This window comes from Sphingobacterium puteale (assembly GCF_050986225.1).
GTDB lineage: Bacteria > Bacteroidota > Bacteroidia > Sphingobacteriales > Sphingobacteriaceae > Sphingobacterium > Sphingobacterium puteale.
Genome location: NZ_CP158959.1, coordinates 3754580 through 3774391 on the forward strand (window position 1 = coordinate 3754580; position 19812 = coordinate 3774391).

Genomic DNA, 19812 nt, shown 5'->3' on the forward strand with positions numbered 1-19812 from the left:
GATAAAGTGGTTAGAATGTAAATTGAATCCCCATAAAATACTCTCTTGAATTTGGGAAGCTCAGTCCCCATGGTGTTTGTCCATCGATACCACGGCTTAGATTGGAGCGTGTATCACCCGATCCCACCTCAGGATCATAACCCGAGTACTTGGTAAAGGTCAGTAGGTTTTTTGCGCCGACATAAAACCGCAATCGGTCGATCTTCCAGCGTTCAAGTCTCGGACTTGAAAAACTGTAACCAATGTTGACGACTTTCAGCCGCAGATAAGAACCATCCTCCACAAACCTGTTGGATGCCCTTAAATTTTGATTCGGGTCTCCGAGTACAGCACGAGGAATATTGGTATCTGTATTTTTTGGATAAACGGTCGTTTCACCGGATACCGGATTTTTGAAGACAAGTTCTTCTGCGCGGTATCGATCCAACGTTGAGGCAAAATTATTGTAGTAATGATACATTCCCTCGCCCCAGTAGCGGCTATTGTTGTAGATATCGTTTCCTTGGCTTCCCTGCCAGATCATCGACAGGTCAAAGATCCCAATAGTACTGCTGTAGTTGACATCCGCATTGAAACCGTAGCTAAAATCAGGTATTGGACTTCCCAGAAAGTCCTTATCCTGATCATTTAAGACCTTGTCTCCATTTCGGTCATTGAAGCGCACATCACCCAGTGCTGCATTTGGTGCAAAAGCTTTATCGGCATCCAATTGTGCCTGACTGGTATATAAACCGTCGGTGGTATAGCCCCAAAATTCCCCTATCGAACGGCCAACGGCGGTCCTGGTGACATTTTCTCCCCCAGGCGAAATACTTCCCCATAGAATTTCATTATTGTTACCCAGGCTCAGGACGCGGTTTTTCACAAAAGAAATATTGGCACCGATATGATAGCCAAAATTACCGATCTGATCTTTGTAGGATGCCAGGATATCCCAGCCCCGGTTTCGTATGCTGCCGGCATTCAGCACGGGGAAGTTGTTGACATAGCCCGCAGTGAACGAAATGGGTACATTGATCAGCATGTCCTCCGTCTTCTTATTATAGTAATCGACCGTCAAAGCCAATTTGTGATCAAAGAGCTCGAGATCGAGACCTAGGTCAGTTGAATACTGACTTTCCCATTTTACATTCGGGTTGGAAGGCGTCTGTGGCAGCGCTCCCGTCACCATCACATTGTTCAGGTAATACCAGACATGGTCGAAACTAACCGTCCGTTGATATTGATATTGCGCAATATCCGAATTACCCAGGAGCCCATAGCTACCACGGAGCTTCAATTCGCTGATAGCGGGAAATGCTTTCAGAAAGGATTCCTGACTGATCCGCCATCCTGCCGATACCGAAGGAAAATTTCCATAGCGGTATTGATTACTGAAGTTGGCCGATCCATCGCGCCGCATGTTAAAGGTCAGGAGGTAACGATTGTCATAATTATAGTTGACACGTCCCAGCATGGAGTACATGGCCGACTGCCCCACACCTGAGCCCACCAGGCGGGAACTTGCCAAGGAAGCCGAATTGAGTATCAAAACATCTGGACTGGGCAAACCGCGGGCACCTGCGTTTACAGCATTGTATCGCGATTCTTCCGAGGTGATCCCTGCCAAAGCCGAAATCGCATGTTTACCAAAATTATTTTCGTAAGTCAGCGTATTTTCAAATAGCCAACGATTATTCTGACTGCTGGAAATATTGAGTTCATCCGGGCTATGGTTCTGATATTGACCAACGGAGTAGTTACCGATATAGCCTTCATTCCGTACACGGCTAAGATCTACGCCCATATTAAACTTATAAATCAGTCCTTTGATGATCTCATAGGTAGCCCAAGCATTGCCGTTTACCGAAAAATTATCATTGACATTTTTGTTAAGATAAGCATTTGCCAAAGCACTTTGTACATCTGTTCCATTCCCTGCTCCTGCAAATCCGGTGCTACTATTGGCATCATATAACGGTAATGTGGAGGACCACTTTTGCGCATCGATGATATTTTTGTCACTCCAGTTGCGGCGGGTATAGCCTAAGGAAAGTGTTTCGCCTATCTTAAGTTTTCCTTTGGTAAAATCAGAGATGAATTGGGCTCCATAATACTTATTCTTGTCCTGAATAATAATGGATTTATCTGTTGCATAAATACCGCTCAGCCGAAAATTGGCATTTTGAGAACCACCAGAGACCGAGAGATTATGTCTTTGATAATTTCCCGTCTGTAACAGTTCATCCATCATATTATACCCTTGCCCGATGGCTGACGGTTTAGACAGAGCGTCCAAATAGTCTTTACGCGAAGGATCTTTATTATACATTTCCTCATTAATCAATTCGGCCAGTTGCTGTCCGTTCAACAGGGGGACATTGTGGGAAATATTTTTGATGCCGGCGAAAGCATTGTAATCGAGTTTTACATCCCCCGCTTTACCCCGTTTTGTGGTGACCAAAATAACGCCATTGGCTCCACGGGCACCATAGATGGCGCTGGATGCAGCATCTTTCAACACCTGAATGCTGGCAATATTATTTTCATCCGGCATAGCGCCGCCGATCATCCCATCAACCACATAGAGCGGATCCGTGCCGTTAATGGATCCAACACCACGGATGCGGACGGCGCCATTGGTTACCTGCACCCCGGGTACAGCACTCTGAAGCGTGGCAATTGTTCCGCCGGGAACTTTGACAAGATCTTTGGTGTCCACCACGGCAATAGAAGACGTCAGATCAACCTTCTTCTGCTTACCATAGCCCACCACCACAACCTCATCTACTGCAATTTCCGAAGAGACAAGCGGGATACTGATTTCTGAAGAATTGCCGACTACATATTCGACATGATTATACCCTACATTGGATACAATAAGGATTTCGCCCGGATTGAGCTTGAGTACAAATTCGCCTTTCTCGTTGGTTGAGGTACTGAGAGTTTTGTTCTTCACTTTGATCGATGCCCCGATAATCGGTTTTCCCTGATCACTTACGATCTTTCCATGAACGACTTTTTCTTGGGCAGACAGTCGTCCAATGGACATTAACATGGAAGCCATTAACAACCACTTCACTTTCCTGTTCCTTTCTTTAGGAAAACAAAAGAAAGAAGACACATAATTTCTGTTCATAATCTTATCTGAGATAAATGTCTTTTTGCCCCTAGAGGCGCGTACTTGGTTATTTATTTAAACGAATTGGTTATTACTAGCCTGCTGACTGTAGGCAAAAAAATACAAGTTGCATTGCTAAAGATTCATTATTTCCTTTCTCGGAGCATTCCTAGGAATGCGCTAGCCATTCGCCAATTGGTTATAAAGCAAAGCTATAGGTTTCAAAAAAATGACCTTGCAACAAATAATTAAAAGAAGGGTAAAAATGTATAAAACTAGTAAATAACAGATTAATCCCGGTTTCTTCAGACAAGTTCAGATCATTCTCGCAAATTCCGACTCGCAGGAGGTGTAATCAATATAACATCAATAAGACTTACAGCCATATTCCTCTGATAAAATTGCTCCAAATTAAAGGATCAACAGGTTCCTTAATATAGCAACAAAATAAATGTTAAAAAAACATTTAAAAATCGTTTGGTAATTTATATCTTTGATTTAACGACACAATACTTCATATTTTCCAATAACCAACTTGTTGCATACTTTTACATGCAGCTGATTACATACCTTAAATTTGAAATGAAATTAAATAGTAGTCTTTCTCAAATAATCTTTGTATTCGCTTTTTGTTCTTCTTTATTTGCACAGACACCCAAACAGCTAAACTATTTCGATCTAAAGGATATTCGATTATTACCGTGTCCCTTTTATCATGCACAACAACTTGATTTGCAGTACTTATTGGCAATGGATCCTGATCGCCTACTTGCCCCGTTTTTAAGGGAAGCTGGCTTACCGGTCATTAAAGAATCTTACACGAACTGGGAAAACACTGGTTTGGACGGTCATATCGGTGGTCATTACCTTTCTGCACTCTCCCACATGTACGCTTCAACTGACGATCCGCGGATCAAAGAACGACTTGATTATATGATTATAACCTTGCGGCGCTGTCAGCAAGCAAATGGAAATGGCTATATTGGCGGTGTGCCGGGAGGTAAACGCATCTGGGAAGAAATTCATATGGGTAATATCCATTCAAACACTTTTAGTCTAAATGGAAAGTGGGTTCCGCTTTATAATATTCATAAAACCTACGCTGGATTGCGTGATGTCTACTTGCTGACGGCTAATCAAACCGCTAAGACCATGCTTATCGAGATGACTGATTGGGCTGTGAGACTGGTCTCCCAACTATCTGACAATCAAATACAAGACATGTTACGCAGTGAACATGGTGGTCTCAATGAAACTTTTGCAGATGTCGCTGCAATTACTCAAAACCCCAAATATCTGGAGCTTGCGCGAAAATTTTCTCACCAATCCATCTTGGTCCCCTTAAAACAACATCAAGATAAATTAACGGGATTACATGCCAATACACAGATCCCAAAAGTTTTGGGCTTCGCACGAATTGCAGAACTCTCCAACGATATACAATGGGCCGAGGCAGTACGCTATTTCTGGGATAACGTTGTATTGCATAGATCCATTGCCATCGGAGGGAATAGTGTCAGTGAACACTTTAATCCTACAAACGATTTTTCGAAGATGGTTCATAGCATCGAGGGTCCCGAGACCTGTAACACCTACAATATGCTCAGGCTCACAAAAATGCTGTATCGTACAGATCAACAGGCCAAGTATATGGATTTTTATGAAAGGGCATTATATAATCACATTTTATCTACCCAACATCCCGAACACGGTGGATTGGTCTACTTTACGCAAATCCGTCCGGGACATTATCGCGTCTACTCACAACCACAGACGAGTATGTGGTGCTGCGTGGGGTCTGGAATGGAAAACCATGCCAAGTATGGTGAAATGATTTATGCACATACAAAGGATGACTTGTACGTCAATCTCTTTGTTCCCTCTCGACTAAATTGGAAAGAAAAGGGAATCGAGATCATTCAGAACAACAACTTTCCGGAGGATCCATATACCTCGCTGATAATTAATTCAAAAAATAAACATGAATTTACTCTTTATATACGTAAACCTAAATGGCTGAAAACTAAGCCAACTATTTCAATAAACGAAAAATCTTATCCCATTACGGATTCCACGGAAACGCATATCAAAATAAAACGTACTTGGAAGCCCGGAGATCGTCTGCGTATGGAATTGCCAATGGAAATCCAGATTGAACAATTGGCTGATCAGAGTAACTATTACAACATATCCTATGGGCCGGTTGTGCTCGCTGCACGTTCGGGAACAAGTGATCTCACAGGACTAAAGGCCGGCGATAGCCGGATGGGCCATATCGCATCCGGAAGACAGATCCCATTGCGCGATATCCCTATCCTTGTGACTGATCCTAAAGCGATCCCGACACTTATTCATCCGATCCCAGGCAAACCATTGCATTTTACACTCACAGGACTTCGTCAAGGGAAAGACACACTAAACATGGAACTTGAACCTTTCTATGGACTTCATGATAGTAGATATATTCTATATTGGCCACAAACAACTGCCAGCCAACTTCAACTCCTGCAGGATAAAATTGAAAGGGATGAACGCGAAAGCCTTGCCCTCACTGCAATCACGGTGGACAAGGTGATTGCAGGTGAACAACAGCCGGAATCGGATCACTTCTTTCAGGAAGAAAATAGCAAGGCCGGAAGTACAGACGATACGCGTTGGCGTGAAACCACCGGCTGGTTCAGTTACCAGCTAAAAAATACAGACGCTAGTGCACTATACCTGAAATTTATGACAGATACTGCGCTGCGGAGTACCGAAATCATCGTCAATGGAACCCTTGTTGAAACCCTAAAGAGCACCGATAGCAGTGCTATTATTACAACCTCGCGCATAAAGCTTCCCAAAGGAAGTACCGCTATGTCGACAATAGAGGTAAAAATCAAGGGGACATCAAGGTCCCCCAGTCATAAAATTTTAGAAATACGAACACTCCGCTCGGATGAATAAGCCCATCAGTTAACGTTATAGGATACCGTGGCGGCTTTCAGCCAAGGGGAGCTCAACCGAATGGTAATCTGGTCACCCGCTTTGCCCGTTGATTGTACATAAACGATCATTTTGCCTTGATGGACCCGCTGTTTATTATCCGTATAATCGCCCATATCAGCATTATTTCCGGCCTCCATACCCAATAAACGCGCATTCCCGGCAATATCGCAGGTAATTTCATCTTCCGAAAGAACCACGGGAACGCCCTTTTCATCGACAAGCTGCACCGTGAGCTGTAGCAGCTCCCCTGCTTTAATCGACGGATCCCCAACAAGCACCGCCTGAATGGATGCCGGCCGCTGGCTCGATTGAATCGCATGGCGAACAACTTCTTTGCCATTGCCGTCCAGCCCGATCACTTCCAGTTTGCCTTGGGCATAAGGGATATCCCAAAAGACAATTCCTGTTTTCTCATCGTATTTTTTCTCATCACCCACGGTCTGTCCATTCAGTGTTAGCTGGGCTGCAGCACTATTGGTATAGCAGACTACCCGGATAAGCTGCCCGTCCTGATAATTCCAGATCGGCCAGGCATCCATGGAGGGTCTTTCATTCTTTTGTTGTTCCTGCTGAGCTTCCAAAGCGGACCACACATCTGTCGTACCAGTTGCCCCGGCCAATGGATAGGTTCCCAAATAAGCCATGGGTTTTTCTGCCCACAAAGACTGGCGAAAATATCCCCTGGGTTTGATAAAGCCAGCAAAATCGAGTAAGCCCGAATAAAAACCACGCGAAGGCCAACGGCCCGATTCGCCAAGATAGTCGATTCCCGTCCACAGGAACTGTCCAAATATATGCGCATTGTCGCGTACAGCCAGCCAGGCCGGAAGATCATGCCGATTTTCACTGCCATAGATGACACGCGTTTGGTAACGCTGGTGGTCTTCCTGATATCGGCTCTCCGTATAATTGTAACCCGCAATATCAAGTGCTCCGGGGTAGGCCGTTTCATTAGACATCGCTACCCCCGCCAGGCCTGCTGTTACCGCCCGACTGCGATCGTATTTTTTTACCACAGCAACCAGACGTTTGGCAATATCCCCCAAACGCATGGCGTCCGGTGCATCTTTCTTATAACCGCCATAAGAGGCCTGGGTAAAGCCACCTTCTTTTTTCTCGCCATTCAAAATCGGATGGGAATAGGGATCATTGGGATAATCCACTTCATTGCCTATGCTCCAGGCAAATATCGACAGGTGATTCCGGTCTCTTTGGACTATGTCGGCCAAATCCCGCTCCCCCCATTCTTCAAAAAAATCATAAGCGCCTTCAAAACCCGGTGTGCCGACGTTCCAGCCCTGTAGCCACTTGCGCTTCGGAAATTCCCATTCGTCAAATGCTTCATCCATGACCAATAGCCCCAGCTCATCACATAAATTATAAAGTGAGGTTGCCTGTGGATTATGGCTCGTACGCACGGCGTTAACACCAAGCGATTTCAGTGTGAGCAGCCGCCGCCGCCACACCTCAGGGTACACCTCGGCACCGAGTACACCGGCATCGTGATGCAAACAGACACCTTTTACTTTCATCCATTGCTTGTTTAAGGCAAAGCCTTTATCCGGATCAAAGGTAAAAGTCCTAAAGCCTGTCTTTACTTCGGACTGATCGATCTGCTTGCCATTTTGCCATACTGTTGTCCGCAAGGTGTATTGTATGGGCTGCGCTAAGTTCCACAGCTTTGGATTTGATGCTGTCAATTTCAGATCCAGGCGTGCTCTATCAGCAGCAGCGATCGTAAGCTGCCCGGATTTTTTCTCAACAAGCCTACCTTCGGCATCGATGAGCTCCTGCTGCACGGTAACAGCGCTACGCTGGGACGAACTGTTGACCACCGTAGTTTCGGTATTGAGCACGCCTTTCCTGCCCTTGATTTCCGGATAGGCATATACTCCCCATTGATCCAGATGCACCCGATCGGCCTTGACGAGCCAAACATCGCGGTAGATTCCGGATCCTGTGTACCAGCGCGAATCCGCGCTTTTGCTATGGTCGACTTTGACCGCAATGGTATTTTCCTTCCCAAATTCAATGTACGGGCTGATATCATAGGAAAATGATACATAGCCATTGGGGCGCTTGCCGACAGATTTGCCGTTGACAAAAACTTCACTGCGGTTGTAAACACCCTCAAAATAAAGAAAGATCTTCTTTCCTTGGTCTTCAGCAGGTATGGCCAGTTGTTTTCGGTACCAGCCTATCCCCCCGGGTAAATATCCCGTGGCGCTGGCCAGATTTGGACTCAAGGGGTACTTTACGCCCCAGTCATGGGGTAGCCTAACCGATTTCCAGGCCTGCTCGTTTAGTGCTGTTGCGCTTTGCCCTGCTCCTGCGGTTTCTAACTGGAACTGCCAGTCTACATTGATACGCTGCGCGACACCAAAACCCGGCTGGGCGTAAACGGAGCTCAGCCCGGTTAAAACTGACGCCGCAAGGATCGCTATATTTTTAATTATTATACTCATGTTATGTAGTCGTTTAAGTTGATCTGATTGCTATTAATGGGTTGGAATTACAGGTACGATCTGGCCATTCGCATCGAAATAAAGCCGATCCATGCATACTTCCCGATGGAAACCAGCTTCATCCCCCATCCTGATCCCGTTTGGATAATTAAATCGATGATAGACAATATACCATTCGTCGGTTCCGGGAACCTGCAAGATCGAGTTATGACCAGTACCATAGATTCCTTTCGCCGGATCTTTTTGCAAGATCAGATTGTTCTCAGGCACCTGGATTGGCCCATAGGGAGAGGTTGATGTCCCATAGCGAACCCGGTAATTCTCGCTGCGGGTATCATCTTCTGACCAAAGAAAATAGTATATTCCATTGCGAAAGATCACATATACCCCTTCACGAAATGTTTTGTCGGGCGTCAATACCTTTATTGTATTTTTTTTGATGGAGACCATATCTTTATTTAGTTCGGCAACCGCAAGGTAACCATTCCCCCAATACAAATAGCTTTTACCCGACTTGGGATCATTGAACACCGCGGGATCGATCTCCTGACCGCCGGTTACCCCCGGAGGTTTGAAGTCGATCAAGGGCCTACCCGAATCCTTGAAGGGCCCCGTTGGCTGATCCGCTACGGCGACACCGATTTTCTGCGCCGCCGTAAAATAGTAGTAATATTTATAGTCGCCTTTAACTTTTTTCTCGGTGATCGTTGGCGCCCATGCATGACGCGGTCCCCAGGGAACCTCTTTTTTAAGGTCCAGGATGACACCCTCATCCTTCCAATGGATCAGATCGGCGGAAGAAAAAGTCTTAAAATAGAAGCCACCCCAGCCATCAAAGCCATCGCTTGTGGGATAGATATAATATCGTTTGGTCTTTTTGGCATACAAGATGTCGGGGTCTGCATAGTAACCGTCCAGAATAGGGTTCTTTTTGAACGCAAATGGTATATCCTTGGGTTTGCCCCACTTTGCCGTCAACCGAATCAGCTCCTCTCTGGAAAGCGGTATGATGGTTCCGTGACGGGGATGAAAATCCATATCAATCTCTTGGTCGATCACTTTAAAACGATCGAGATCATCGGAAATACAGAATTGGTATTTTCCTTTACCATACACATCATACATCAGGATATATTGGTCCGACTGGTTTCGCTTGAAAACACTTGATCCCTCCACGGCATCCTTTGTTTGCTGCTTATAACCAGGCTGTTCGATCCATTTTCCCGAAGTCAGGGAGTCCGTCATGGCAAGTTTGATCCCATTGCCGTGCCCTTCCGTTTTGTAGAAAAGATAAAAGAGTCCGTTCTTTTCGATAATATCGCCATCAATACAGGATTTGCCATTTTTAGGCATGAAGAGCACTTTTGGCTCTGTTTCAAAATCGGTAAAATCTTTATTCGCGTAGGCGTAATAAATGATATCCGGACCATTCCCATGTTGCATGGACCAATAGACCATATATTTTCCTGCTGCCGCATCAAAAATGGTCTGTGGCGCCCATACGCGCTTCAGATCTTCCTGCCCAGTAAATCGCTGCTGGAAATCGATGGCCCGATGGGACCAGTGCAGCAGATCCTGCGATTTTAGCAGGACCATACCGCGATTGGAATCCCAACCTTTGGCGGAGGTCATATCGGTCAGTACCATATAGAAAGTCTTTCCATCTTCAGCCCGAAGGATGTGCGGATCCCGGACACCTCCGGTTTTACTGATGGTCTTCGAATCCAGTACCGGACGGTTACCGTTCAGCGCACGGTACGTATAACCATCGGTGCTAATGGCAAAACAGACCGCTTCATCGGCCACCGCATTACCCTTAAAATAAGCAAATAAATAACCGGCAAAATCCTTTTCGGTAGGCCCATGGCGATAGGCCTGCGCGTATGCCGATGCCGCAATATTTATCAATAAAAATGCTATAACCGTAAATCGCATGTATAAAATAATTTAGTAAAAGGTTGCTTGATCTGACAACAATGCGCTGGTTCCGAAAGAGGTCCCAGCGCATCGCGTATGTCTTTTTTTGATTGATTAACATTAATAACCTGGATTTTGTTCCAGTTGTCCGTTCGAGGACAAAATATCTGCCCGCGGTATCGGAAGCCAATAATGTTTTTCTTCAAAACGGCGGCCCGATAATGCCTCTTTTCGCGTATAGGTAAGCCCATTGCTTCCTTTTGTTACCGTCATTCCGGCAGCTGGCGCATTCTCTGTTATGTTGGCGATTTTCCATCTCCTTACGTCATAAAAACGGTGTTCCTCGAAGGCCAGCTCTATCCGGCGTTCGTAACGCAACAGTTTTCTAAATTCATCTTTCGATTTTCCAACGGGGATTTCAGGCATCTCGACAGAAGGTCTTGTCCGAACTAAATTTAAGGCCTGTCTAGCGGTAAGAGTACTGCCTTGGGGTAGTACATCCGGGCCGTAGGCCTCATTGGCCGCCTCTGCAAAATTTAGTAGAATTTCGGCATAACGAAAATAATTCCAGGGTTGAAATCCTGCATTTCCCCATGGGTTTTCCAGCGGATATGCATCATTCATAAACTTGCGTAGATAATAACCGGTTTTGGATGTATTCCAATTATCCCTTCCCTCCCTGCTATCCTGTCCACCTGGAGTAAATGTTTCAACAGCGCGTCCTCTGTACATCGAACCATTGTGTAGAATTGTTGCATCAAAGCGTGGATCACGATTGATATAGGGGTTATTGGGATCGTATCCTGAAGCTGTATTTACAGTTCCATCCTCATTAAATGGGGCTTGACCATTTTTCATCTGATAAGCATCCACCAGATTTTGGTAAGGCGTGTTTCCTCCCCAACCACCATAGCCGTTTGGTCCATTGGCAATCTCCAAATGCACATGATTGGCATTTTTGGTATAATAACGGGCGAAAATAGTTTCCGGGTTCCGGTCAACCAAAAATAGCGATTGGTACCCCGCTGTATAGAGGCTGAATTTATTTAGCGAAATCAGGTCTTGTGCTGCCTGGGCCGCTGCGGCCCAGCTTCCCACGTTATACAGTGGGCTCGCTGCATACAGCAGTAATCTTGATTTTAATGCCATGGCAGCGGCTTTCGTTGCCCGGCCTTTCACCCAGATCTGGTCACTATTATCCTGGGGCAGCTTTTCGATCGCCTCGTCCAGCTCTTTTATCACATAATCCATTCCTTCCTGCATAGACTTCCGCTCGAAAAGGCTTACCGTGTTTAAATTATCTTTCAGGCCATACACGGTATCGCCCATCAGGACGACGCGACCAAAGTTCCGGATGAGATCGTGATACCGAAATGCCCTGATAAACTGTAGTTCACCTTCGAGATGCCGTTTGTGTGAAGAGCTTATCTGAATAGTAGACAGCACTTTTTTTGCATAATTACACTCACGGATACTACGGTAACTACGTGCCCAAAGTGATCCAGCGGCACCTAAATTTTCAGGAGACAACTGCCCCCGAATAATTAGCCAGGTGTTATCATCATTGGTATACATGGACTCATCAGATAGTGAGGACCAAAGCGCATATTCAAAACCGCGTCCAAATCCAGGATTCGTCCCATCCGCTTCATTTGATATAATCTTTTCACCGATGTACCTGTTGATAATAAAAGCTTCCAAGACAGCTGTATCTGCCTCAATTGCTTCTGTCGATATCCGATCAGTCGCCGTTACATCCAATAGATTTTTGTTACAGGCCGAAAATACGGTCAATCCCAAGGCCAAAGGCACTATATATTTAGTTATAAATTTCATCGCTGAGGTTCCTCCTTAAAATTTCAAATTTGCACCTATATTAATAATACGTTGTTGCGGATAGAATTGACCGCTACCGCTATTCCCTTCCGGATCATAGTCCTTCACTTTTGTGATGGTCAAGAGATTAAATCCGTTGACATAAAATCGAAGCCCGCCCAATTTCAGCCTCGATAAGACCTCAGTAGGCAAAGTATATCCTATCTCGACATTTTTTAAACGCAAAAAGGACGCATTATTCAACCAAAAGGTGTTATTATATAAGCCACCGCTCACGGCTGAAGAGGCGCGTTCAGAAACTTTCGGATAGATTCCATTCGGGTTATTGACTTCGTTAAAACGATTGTCGGCCCAGGTACTGTAAAAGTTTCCTACAGTTCCTGACTCTGGAAGCACGTGCTGACTTACTTTAGCCTGCCCGGCAAAAAGAATAGATATATCCATATTTTTGTAAGCCGCATTCAAATTGAAACCATAGGTAATCTGGGGAATATTGCCATATTTTGTCCGGATCATATCATCTGCGGTAACCTTACCATCTTGGTTATAATCCTGATAAATCAGATCCCCGACCTGTGCTCCGGGCGCCTGTGGCGACACGCTGAGATCTGCTTCGCTTCGGTTTAGTCCAATCGCATTATAGAGCAGATAGGTTCCCAATGGTCTTCCCGTCTGACGTTGGTAGTCCAACGTGCCGCTGGCCTCATCAATAAAGATAATTTTACTTTTGGCAAAGGTAAAATTTCCGGATACTCCCCAGCTAAAATCGCCTGGCCTTTGATACGATAAGGTTCCTTCAAATCCTTCGCTATTCACCTTACCAATATTCTCCGAAGGAACAAGCGGTTTGGAACTATTCTCTTTGTATGGATTGACAATACCTGAGGTTGCTGGTATCGACGCATTCCTTTCTGTCAGAATATCCGATCTCTTTTGTTTGAAATAAATGGCCTCTATCGTAAAATTCTTAAGAAATTGCGCATTCAATCCGATATCCAGCTTCTTGGACACCTCCCAGGTTATATCAGGATTGGCTAATTTCGCCAATTTGACATTGGGTTCGATCTGGCTTTTTTCATTTAGCAGCGCGACCAGACCATTTCCTACCAGGGTATAGTTATCGTAGAACTGGAATCCATCCACATTATCGTTACCAAGGGTACCATAAGAGGCGCGAAGTTTCAGGTCATCTAAAAATCCGATCTTGTCGGCAAACCACTCTTCTTTGCTGATTCGCCATCCAGCGGATACCGAAGGGAAATAGCCCCAGCGCTTGCCTGCGGGGAAAATCGAAGAACCATCTGCCCTGAGCTGCCCTTCAAACAAGTACTTCTCGTTATAATTGTAAGCTAATCTACTTATGATACTTTGCCGTGTATAATTTGAGCTATAACCTGAATTGAGGTAATCTGTCGCAGCGGAACCACCCTGTGATAATTCAGGCAACTGGTTGGAAAGATAATTAAAACGCTGCGCGTCAAAATATTCCAAATGCCTTTTACTTTGCTCATATCCTACAAAAGCATTGATTGCGTGGGCACCAAAGCTACGTTCAAAATTCAGCTTTATATTGCTTGTAATCAAGGATTCATTGGTATGTGATTCGGTCAATGTAGCCTTATTGTTATTTCCGCCGACAATAGATTCTTCGTAAGTGTTTTTTGCCGGGTCATACGCATTTAACACGTAGGGCACACTGAAGTTTTTGCTAAAATTTGCGGATTTGTCAACCGAAAGAAAACCATCTACGGATAGGCCCTGTACCCAAGGAAGCTGATAGCTCGCTTTGAGTATGCCATTGAACACCTGTTTGGGATTATCTACCGTCCCACCGATATCCGTGACCATTAAGGCGGGGTTGGATCCCTCAATGCCACGCGTCGGTAAGCCATTTGGATAATATGCGCTTACTGTAGGATAAGCTCTATATATGGAACGAAAAATATCTCCGGCAGATGCGATGGGGAATTTACGGTCTTCCTGTCTTCCCGAAAGAGAGAGTCCGACCTTAAAACGATCGGTTACATTGGCTTCGAGATTTGTTCTGAAATTATACTGCTTATATTTTGTGACCCCATTTTTGTATAAACCATCCTGATAGACCGAACCCAAAGACATAAAATATCGCACATCTTCGGTCCCGCCTGCGACAGACAGATTGTGCTGACTTTGTATTGCAGCTTTTTTCAAGGTGACATCTGCCCAATCAGTATTGGGGTATAACAGTGGATCAGATCCGTCTCTAAATTTTTGAATCTGTTCTGCTGAATAAATCTGATTCATTCCTCCGGAAGAACTATTTCCATAAGCAATTTCGTTCCTTAAAATGGCATAAGTTGCGGCATCAGCCATTTTAGGCAACCGTGTCGGCGAACTGACACCGAGATTTCCGCTATAGGTGATTGAAGGTTTGCCACTTTTTCCACGTTTGGTCGTGACTAAAATAACCCCATTTGCTGCCCTGTTACCATAAATTGCCGCTGAAGCATCTTTCAGAACCGAAATACTTTCAATATCGTTTGGATCCAGACGCTCCAGGCCACCTATTTGTCCGGGTACACCATCTACGACAACCAATACATCATTACTTCCTGTAGTTGCCTGTCCACGTACCGTAATGGATGAACCGTCATAACCGGGCTCACCGCTCCGGTTGTTGATTACCACGCCAGAAAAACGTCCGGCGAGCGAATTGGATAAATTAGGTTGTGGACTTTTCACGATATCTTTGCCCTTCACTTCAGATATGGAACCCGTCAACGTCGCTTTTCTTTGCGTGCCATAACCCACCACCACGACATCCTCCAGCACACGGTCATCTTTTTCAAGCCGAATGGTCAGATTTGTAGTTTCGTTCAAGGGGAGTCTATAGGTTTTGTAGCCGATGAAAGAGACAACAAGTACCCCTTTAGCGGCATTCAGTTCAAATTTCCCCGATTTGTCTGTTGAAATCCCCTTACCTCCGCCTTCTATCGTTACAGTTGCACCTACGATAGGCTCATTGGCCTGATTCAAGACCTGTCCCGAAATTTTCCCCTGGGCGTATAACAATGTTGGCGCAACGCTCAACACCGTATACAAAGAAACAATTTTTAGGTTGTTCATAAATTTCTATACGAATTAAACAGTAAATAATACAATCTTGCCAGAATAGACAGTGAAGATGATAAGCGATGGTTTACATAGGTTACATCAGATGCATTGCTACTTCCTGCAAGATTTATAATTGATTATATCGTCAAACTTAGGGGATTTTAAAGCATTAGACCATATACAAATCCGTCAAATACCATATAGTTTTCGGTCAAAAAGCAGCTTTTCAATAAAAATTGACCTGTTTTTCATCTCGCTCCCTCATCAGCTAATGCCGAGGCAGGAACGCTTTTATCGCCAAGGTTGCGTTAGCTATTGTTAGGTATTTAATGGCATAAAGCAAGTAAGATGGTGCGTCGTTCAACTCTTCGCACCCGACTTTTGATATTCCGAAGGAAGCTGACCAAACTCTTCTTTAAAACATTGCCGGAAATAAATAGCGCTATTGATACCGACCATAAACGAAACCTCGGTTACGTTGTATGCGCCCGACCGTAACAGCTCAGCGGCTTTATGTATCCGTATTTTACGTACAAGTTGATTGATATTCTTTCCTGTAATCCCTTTTAATTTACGGTACAAGGTTGATTGGCTCATATTCATCTTTTCCGCGAGGGTAGCCGCATCCAATACCTCATCTTGCATATGCTGTTCTACGATCGCCACAAAATCCTGAACAAATGCGTTTTCACGCCATAACTCATCTTTTTCTGTTTGCCGGTCTTCTACAAAATCCGTTGGCTGATCCAATTTGATTTTCTGTAGAACAGCATTGTTCATGACTTTCTGTTTGCGCAATAGGTTATCAATACGTTTAAGCAATACGGTTGCGCCGATCGGTTTTGTGAGATACGAATCGACTCCGAGGTCATAGCCCCGCTGCCTGTCCAGATCCGTATCCTTCGCCGTCAACAGGATCAATGGGATATGGCTCGTTGAGCGCTCCGCCTTCAATTTTTCGGCCAGCAGAAAACCATCCATATCAGGCATCATAATGTCGCTTATCAGAAGATCAGGTATCCTATTTTGTGCAATGTTCAATCCAACCACTCCATTTTCAGCAAGCAAAACTTCGTAATTTGCGCACAAGGTATCCCCCAGATAGGCGCGTAAGTCAGGATCATCTTCAACCAAAAGAATCAATGGGCGACTGATGTCCATCGCGATATCATCAGATTCGGCGATCAATTCCACTATTTTCGGGCTATCAACGCCGACTTTGTTTGCTAAAAACCGGACTGATACCGTAGTTCCCACCCCTTCCACGCTTTTAATCTCGATCTTGCCCTGATGGATAGCCGTCAGTTCCTTGACCAGGGCCAGGCCTATGCCTGTCCCGTGGATTCCAGCGCCGGGAATCTGATAGAATTTATCGAAAATTCGATCGATATGGTCCGCCGGAATACCGCGCCCCGTGTCTTCAATGGACAATACCGCCCAGTGGGCCAAATTTGATTGCTCGTATTTTAGATCCAACTTAATATATCCCGACTCCGTATACTTATAGGCATTAGACAATACATTATCGACAATCAACTGGATGATCTCGGCATCAAATAGGGTACGATAATCTGTTTGGGGCAGATCTGCAGCAATCTCCAGGTTTGGTTTGTTATTTAAGGTTTTATACTTTTCTACGATGTCGGTAAGCATTTCACTTAGGGTTCCTGCTTCCAATACAAGCGGTTTAAACTGAGATTCCACCTTCCTGAACTCCAAAAGCTGGTTCACCAAAGTAAAAAGCCGGTTGGCACTTTTTTGAACGGTATGCACCAATCCTTTGTTTTTAGGAGATAATTGCTCATCGTGAGACAAATCATCCAGCGGTCCCAATATGAGCGTCAATGGTGTACGGAGTTCATGCGTGATATGGGTATAGAAATTCATGCGCTCGCTATGCAAGCGTTCATCCTGAAGGTGCTGTCGCTCTTTGAGTTTCAGTTCAGACTCGGCTTTTATTCTTTTGATATAAAAGAAAATAAGGGTATAAATGACCAGCAAAAAGATCAGAAAATAAGTGACTTTTGCGGGCAGACTCAGATAAAAGGGTGGTTTAATCTTAATCAGTAAACGTTGGTATGACTGGGCCCATTCCCCATTTTTCATGCGTGTGCGAATCAACAGTTCATGATCTCCATAGGGAATATTCCGAAAATCAAGGTTCGTTTCGTTGCCCAGAAAAATCCAGTCGTTATTCAGTCCCTGAAGCCGGTATCCAAACTCGACCAATCCATCCAGCGCATAGTCCATGACCGCAAGCTCGATACGAAAGCTATTCTCGTTGTGATCAAGCCTGATTTCATCGGATGATGTAAGATATTTGTCTTCCTGTGCATTCGATTCGCCGGAACGGAAAACAATAAAGCGGCTTAGGCGAATCGGAGATTTGGGCAGTTTTGAAGGGATTTCATTCGGGTCAAAATAACATATGCCGTCCTGCATCCCAAAATAGAGCTGTCCTGCCAGATCCCGCCCCACACTTCCGTTTATAAAACCTCCCAATGGCAGGCCGAATGACTGATCGTATTGCAAAAAGCGTTTTTCTTTCGGTAAAAAGCGTAGCATTCCCGACTTGGTCGAACACCAGATATGCCCATTTTGATCTTCCGAAAGGCCATTGACAAATAGCCAGGCGTCATCTCCCGGAGGCATCAAAACTGTTAATTCACCAATTCTGCGTTGCGCTTCCTGCAAAGCTATTCCCTGATTGGTCGCAATCCAGATGTTATTATTTTTATCGCGTAGCAAATGATTGACGGTATTGTTGCGCAATCCATTGCCGCTATCCATTTTCCGGATCAGCTGTCGATTAACATTATACACGTAGAGCCCCTGCCCATAGGTTCCCACCCAGATATTATCCTGCCCGTCCTCGACAAGCGCACGAGGCGCATAGTCGCCCAGCATCGGATCGTTGATCAGTAATTTCTGTACGCTACGATTGTGCGGGTCATAGATAAACAGGCCTTGGTATGCAGCAATCCAGATGGCACCACGGCGATCTTCATAAATCGCGCGAACCTCCGATACGGGTTCACCCAGGTCTATCGTATGCCATGTGGTGGATCCGGCATAGCAAACTGCAACACCACCTTTGCGTAAACCTAACCAGACATGCTGGTTATGATCCTTGAATGAAGCCAATATAAAATCATCAGGACTACCGTTCTTTTGTGTTATCCATTTGCGTAATCTGCCATTTTTCCCCATTTCTACGATTCCGGAGCCTTCGGTCGTCAACCAGACTGCGTCTGCATTCCGAACGACAATATTACTCACTGTTGCCAGCTGATCCGGCAATATAGCTCCTGTCGGGAAAACATTAAAAAAAGGTTTGATATGGCTGATCACGCCGACGCCACCGCCATATACTGCGAGCCAGACATTCCCAAATTTGTCCGGTGTGATATGCTGAACCATTGCATTATTTCCCTTTCCAAGGTCAAAAAGCTGTATTTGCCCGGCTCCTTCGACCCTTTTGTCATATCCATAACCCGGTTGTATGACAAAAAGCTGGGAAGATTCTGCTCCTATCCAAAGTTTACCTCCAATTTCTTTAATGGCATAAATAAAGGGTTCATTTCCATTTTTAGACGAGGTAGCCAAAGGTACGTGCTTTAGCTGACCACTCGAGGTATGGTAGACGGCAAGCCCTTTCCGAGTGCCGATCCAGATATTATCATATTGATCGCAAAACAAAACTTTAACCTCGTTATCAGGCAATTCAGCTCCCGAATTTTGGTAAGTCAAGTGTTTTAAAGATCGACGTACCGGATCCAGGATCGTCAATCCTTCTTTGACATGGCCCACATAGAGCATTCCTTTCCGGTCTTCGGCCAAGGACCATATACTGTTTTCCGGAAGGTCCCGTAAATTGCTTCTATTGAAGTGTTGAAATTCTTTTCTGACCGGATCGAAATGCTGAATCCCCTGATGATAAGTCGCTAGCCATAGACCGCCATCTCTCGCACGGATCATATCCGTAATATCATTTGTAGCAATGGATTTTGGATCAGCCGGATCATGCACATAATAGCTGAATTTATTTGTCTTTAAATCAAGAACATTCAGACCATCAGCGCGTGTGCCGATATACAGTTTTTTATCGTCATGGAGCAGCGTATTGATCTCATTACTATTAACGGTGTGCCCATCTTTCTTTTTAGAAGCATAGTAAGGCTTAAATGACTTGCCAGCAAATCGGTTTAATCCAAGTTCTGTCGCAACCCACATGAAGCCCTCGTCGTCATGTACAATATCCAGCACCTGCTGGTTTGTCAGACCTTCGCGAAGCGAAAAAAAATGAGTCCGATCCACCTGTCCAGATACTGTTAGGCATTGCCCTATTAAGATGAGAACTAGCAACAATTTCTTCATGGGACGACAAAAAAAAGCAAAAAAAGAGAAATAAAA

Annotated in this window: 7 protein-coding genes; 1 reads left to right on the forward strand and 6 read right to left on the reverse strand. The window is 44.8% G+C overall.

Features of this window, described 5'->3' with window-relative positions; all coding sequences use genetic code 11:
- Positions 1-10: 10 nt before the first annotated feature.
- On the reverse strand, positions 11-3118 hold the full coding sequence (locus ABTV71_RS15965) for a SusC/RagA family TonB-linked outer membrane protein (RefSeq protein ID WP_433900242.1): 3108 nt from the start codon (positions 3116-3118) through the stop codon (positions 11-13).
- A gap of 564 nt (positions 3119-3682) precedes the next feature.
- Between ABTV71_RS15965 and ABTV71_RS15970 the strand changes: the two genes are divergently transcribed.
- Positions 3683-6046, forward strand: a complete 2364-nt coding sequence (locus ABTV71_RS15970; RefSeq protein ID WP_433900243.1) for a beta-L-arabinofuranosidase domain-containing protein — start codon at positions 3683-3685, stop codon at positions 6044-6046.
- 5 nt (positions 6047-6051) lie between these two features.
- Here ABTV71_RS15970 and ABTV71_RS15975 read toward each other — a convergent pair whose 3' ends face one another.
- The 5 genes from ABTV71_RS15975 to ABTV71_RS15995 all read right to left on the reverse strand — a co-directional run bounded on the left by ABTV71_RS15975 (position 6052) and on the right by ABTV71_RS15995 (position 19776).
- A complete protein-coding gene (locus ABTV71_RS15975; protein ID WP_433900244.1) occupies positions 6052-8553 on the reverse strand; it encodes a sugar-binding domain-containing protein in 2502 nt (833 codons plus the stop codon).
- A gap of 33 nt (positions 8554-8586) precedes the next feature.
- On the reverse strand, positions 8587-10488 hold the full coding sequence (locus ABTV71_RS15980; RefSeq protein ID WP_433900245.1) for a family 43 glycosylhydrolase: 1902 nt from the start codon (positions 10486-10488) through the stop codon (positions 8587-8589).
- 102 nt (positions 10489-10590) lie between these two features.
- A complete protein-coding gene (locus ABTV71_RS15985) occupies positions 10591-12306 on the reverse strand; it encodes a RagB/SusD family nutrient uptake outer membrane protein (RefSeq protein WP_121122982.1) in 1716 nt (571 codons plus the stop codon).
- A gap of 15 nt (positions 12307-12321) precedes the next feature.
- Positions 12322-15411 carry a SusC/RagA family TonB-linked outer membrane protein gene (locus ABTV71_RS15990; protein ID WP_433900246.1) on the reverse strand — a complete coding sequence of 1030 codons (3090 nt, stop codon included), beginning with the start codon at positions 15409-15411 and terminating at the stop codon, positions 12322-12324.
- 348 nt (positions 15412-15759) lie between these two features.
- A complete protein-coding gene (locus ABTV71_RS15995) occupies positions 15760-19776 on the reverse strand; it encodes a two-component regulator propeller domain-containing protein (protein ID WP_433900247.1) in 4017 nt (1338 codons plus the stop codon).
- Positions 19777-19812 lie beyond the last annotated feature (36 nt).

Bases quoted from the DNA above. Each gene is read 5' to 3' on its own strand.
- ABTV71_RS15965 (WP_433900242.1), bottom strand. From the start codon at position 3,118: ATGAACAGAAATTATGTGTCTTCTTTCTTTTGTTTTCCTAAAGAAAGG.
- ABTV71_RS15970 (WP_433900243.1), top strand. From the start codon at position 3,683: ATGAAATTAAATAGTAGTCTTTCTCAAATAATCTTTGTATTCGCTTTT.
- ABTV71_RS15975 (WP_433900244.1), bottom strand. From the start codon at position 8,553: ATGAGTATAATAATTAAAAATATAGCGATCCTTGCGGCGTCAGTTTTA.
- ABTV71_RS15980 (WP_433900245.1), bottom strand. From the start codon at position 10,488: ATGCGATTTACGGTTATAGCATTTTTATTGATAAATATTGCGGCATCG.
- ABTV71_RS15985 (WP_121122982.1), bottom strand. From the start codon at position 12,306: ATGAAATTTATAACTAAATATATAGTGCCTTTGGCCTTGGGATTGACC.
- ABTV71_RS15990 (WP_433900246.1), bottom strand. From the start codon at position 15,411: ATGAACAACCTAAAAATTGTTTCTTTGTATACGGTGTTGAGCGTTGCG.
- ABTV71_RS15995 (WP_433900247.1), bottom strand. From the start codon at position 19,776: ATGAAGAAATTGTTGCTAGTTCTCATCTTAATAGGGCAATGCCTAACA.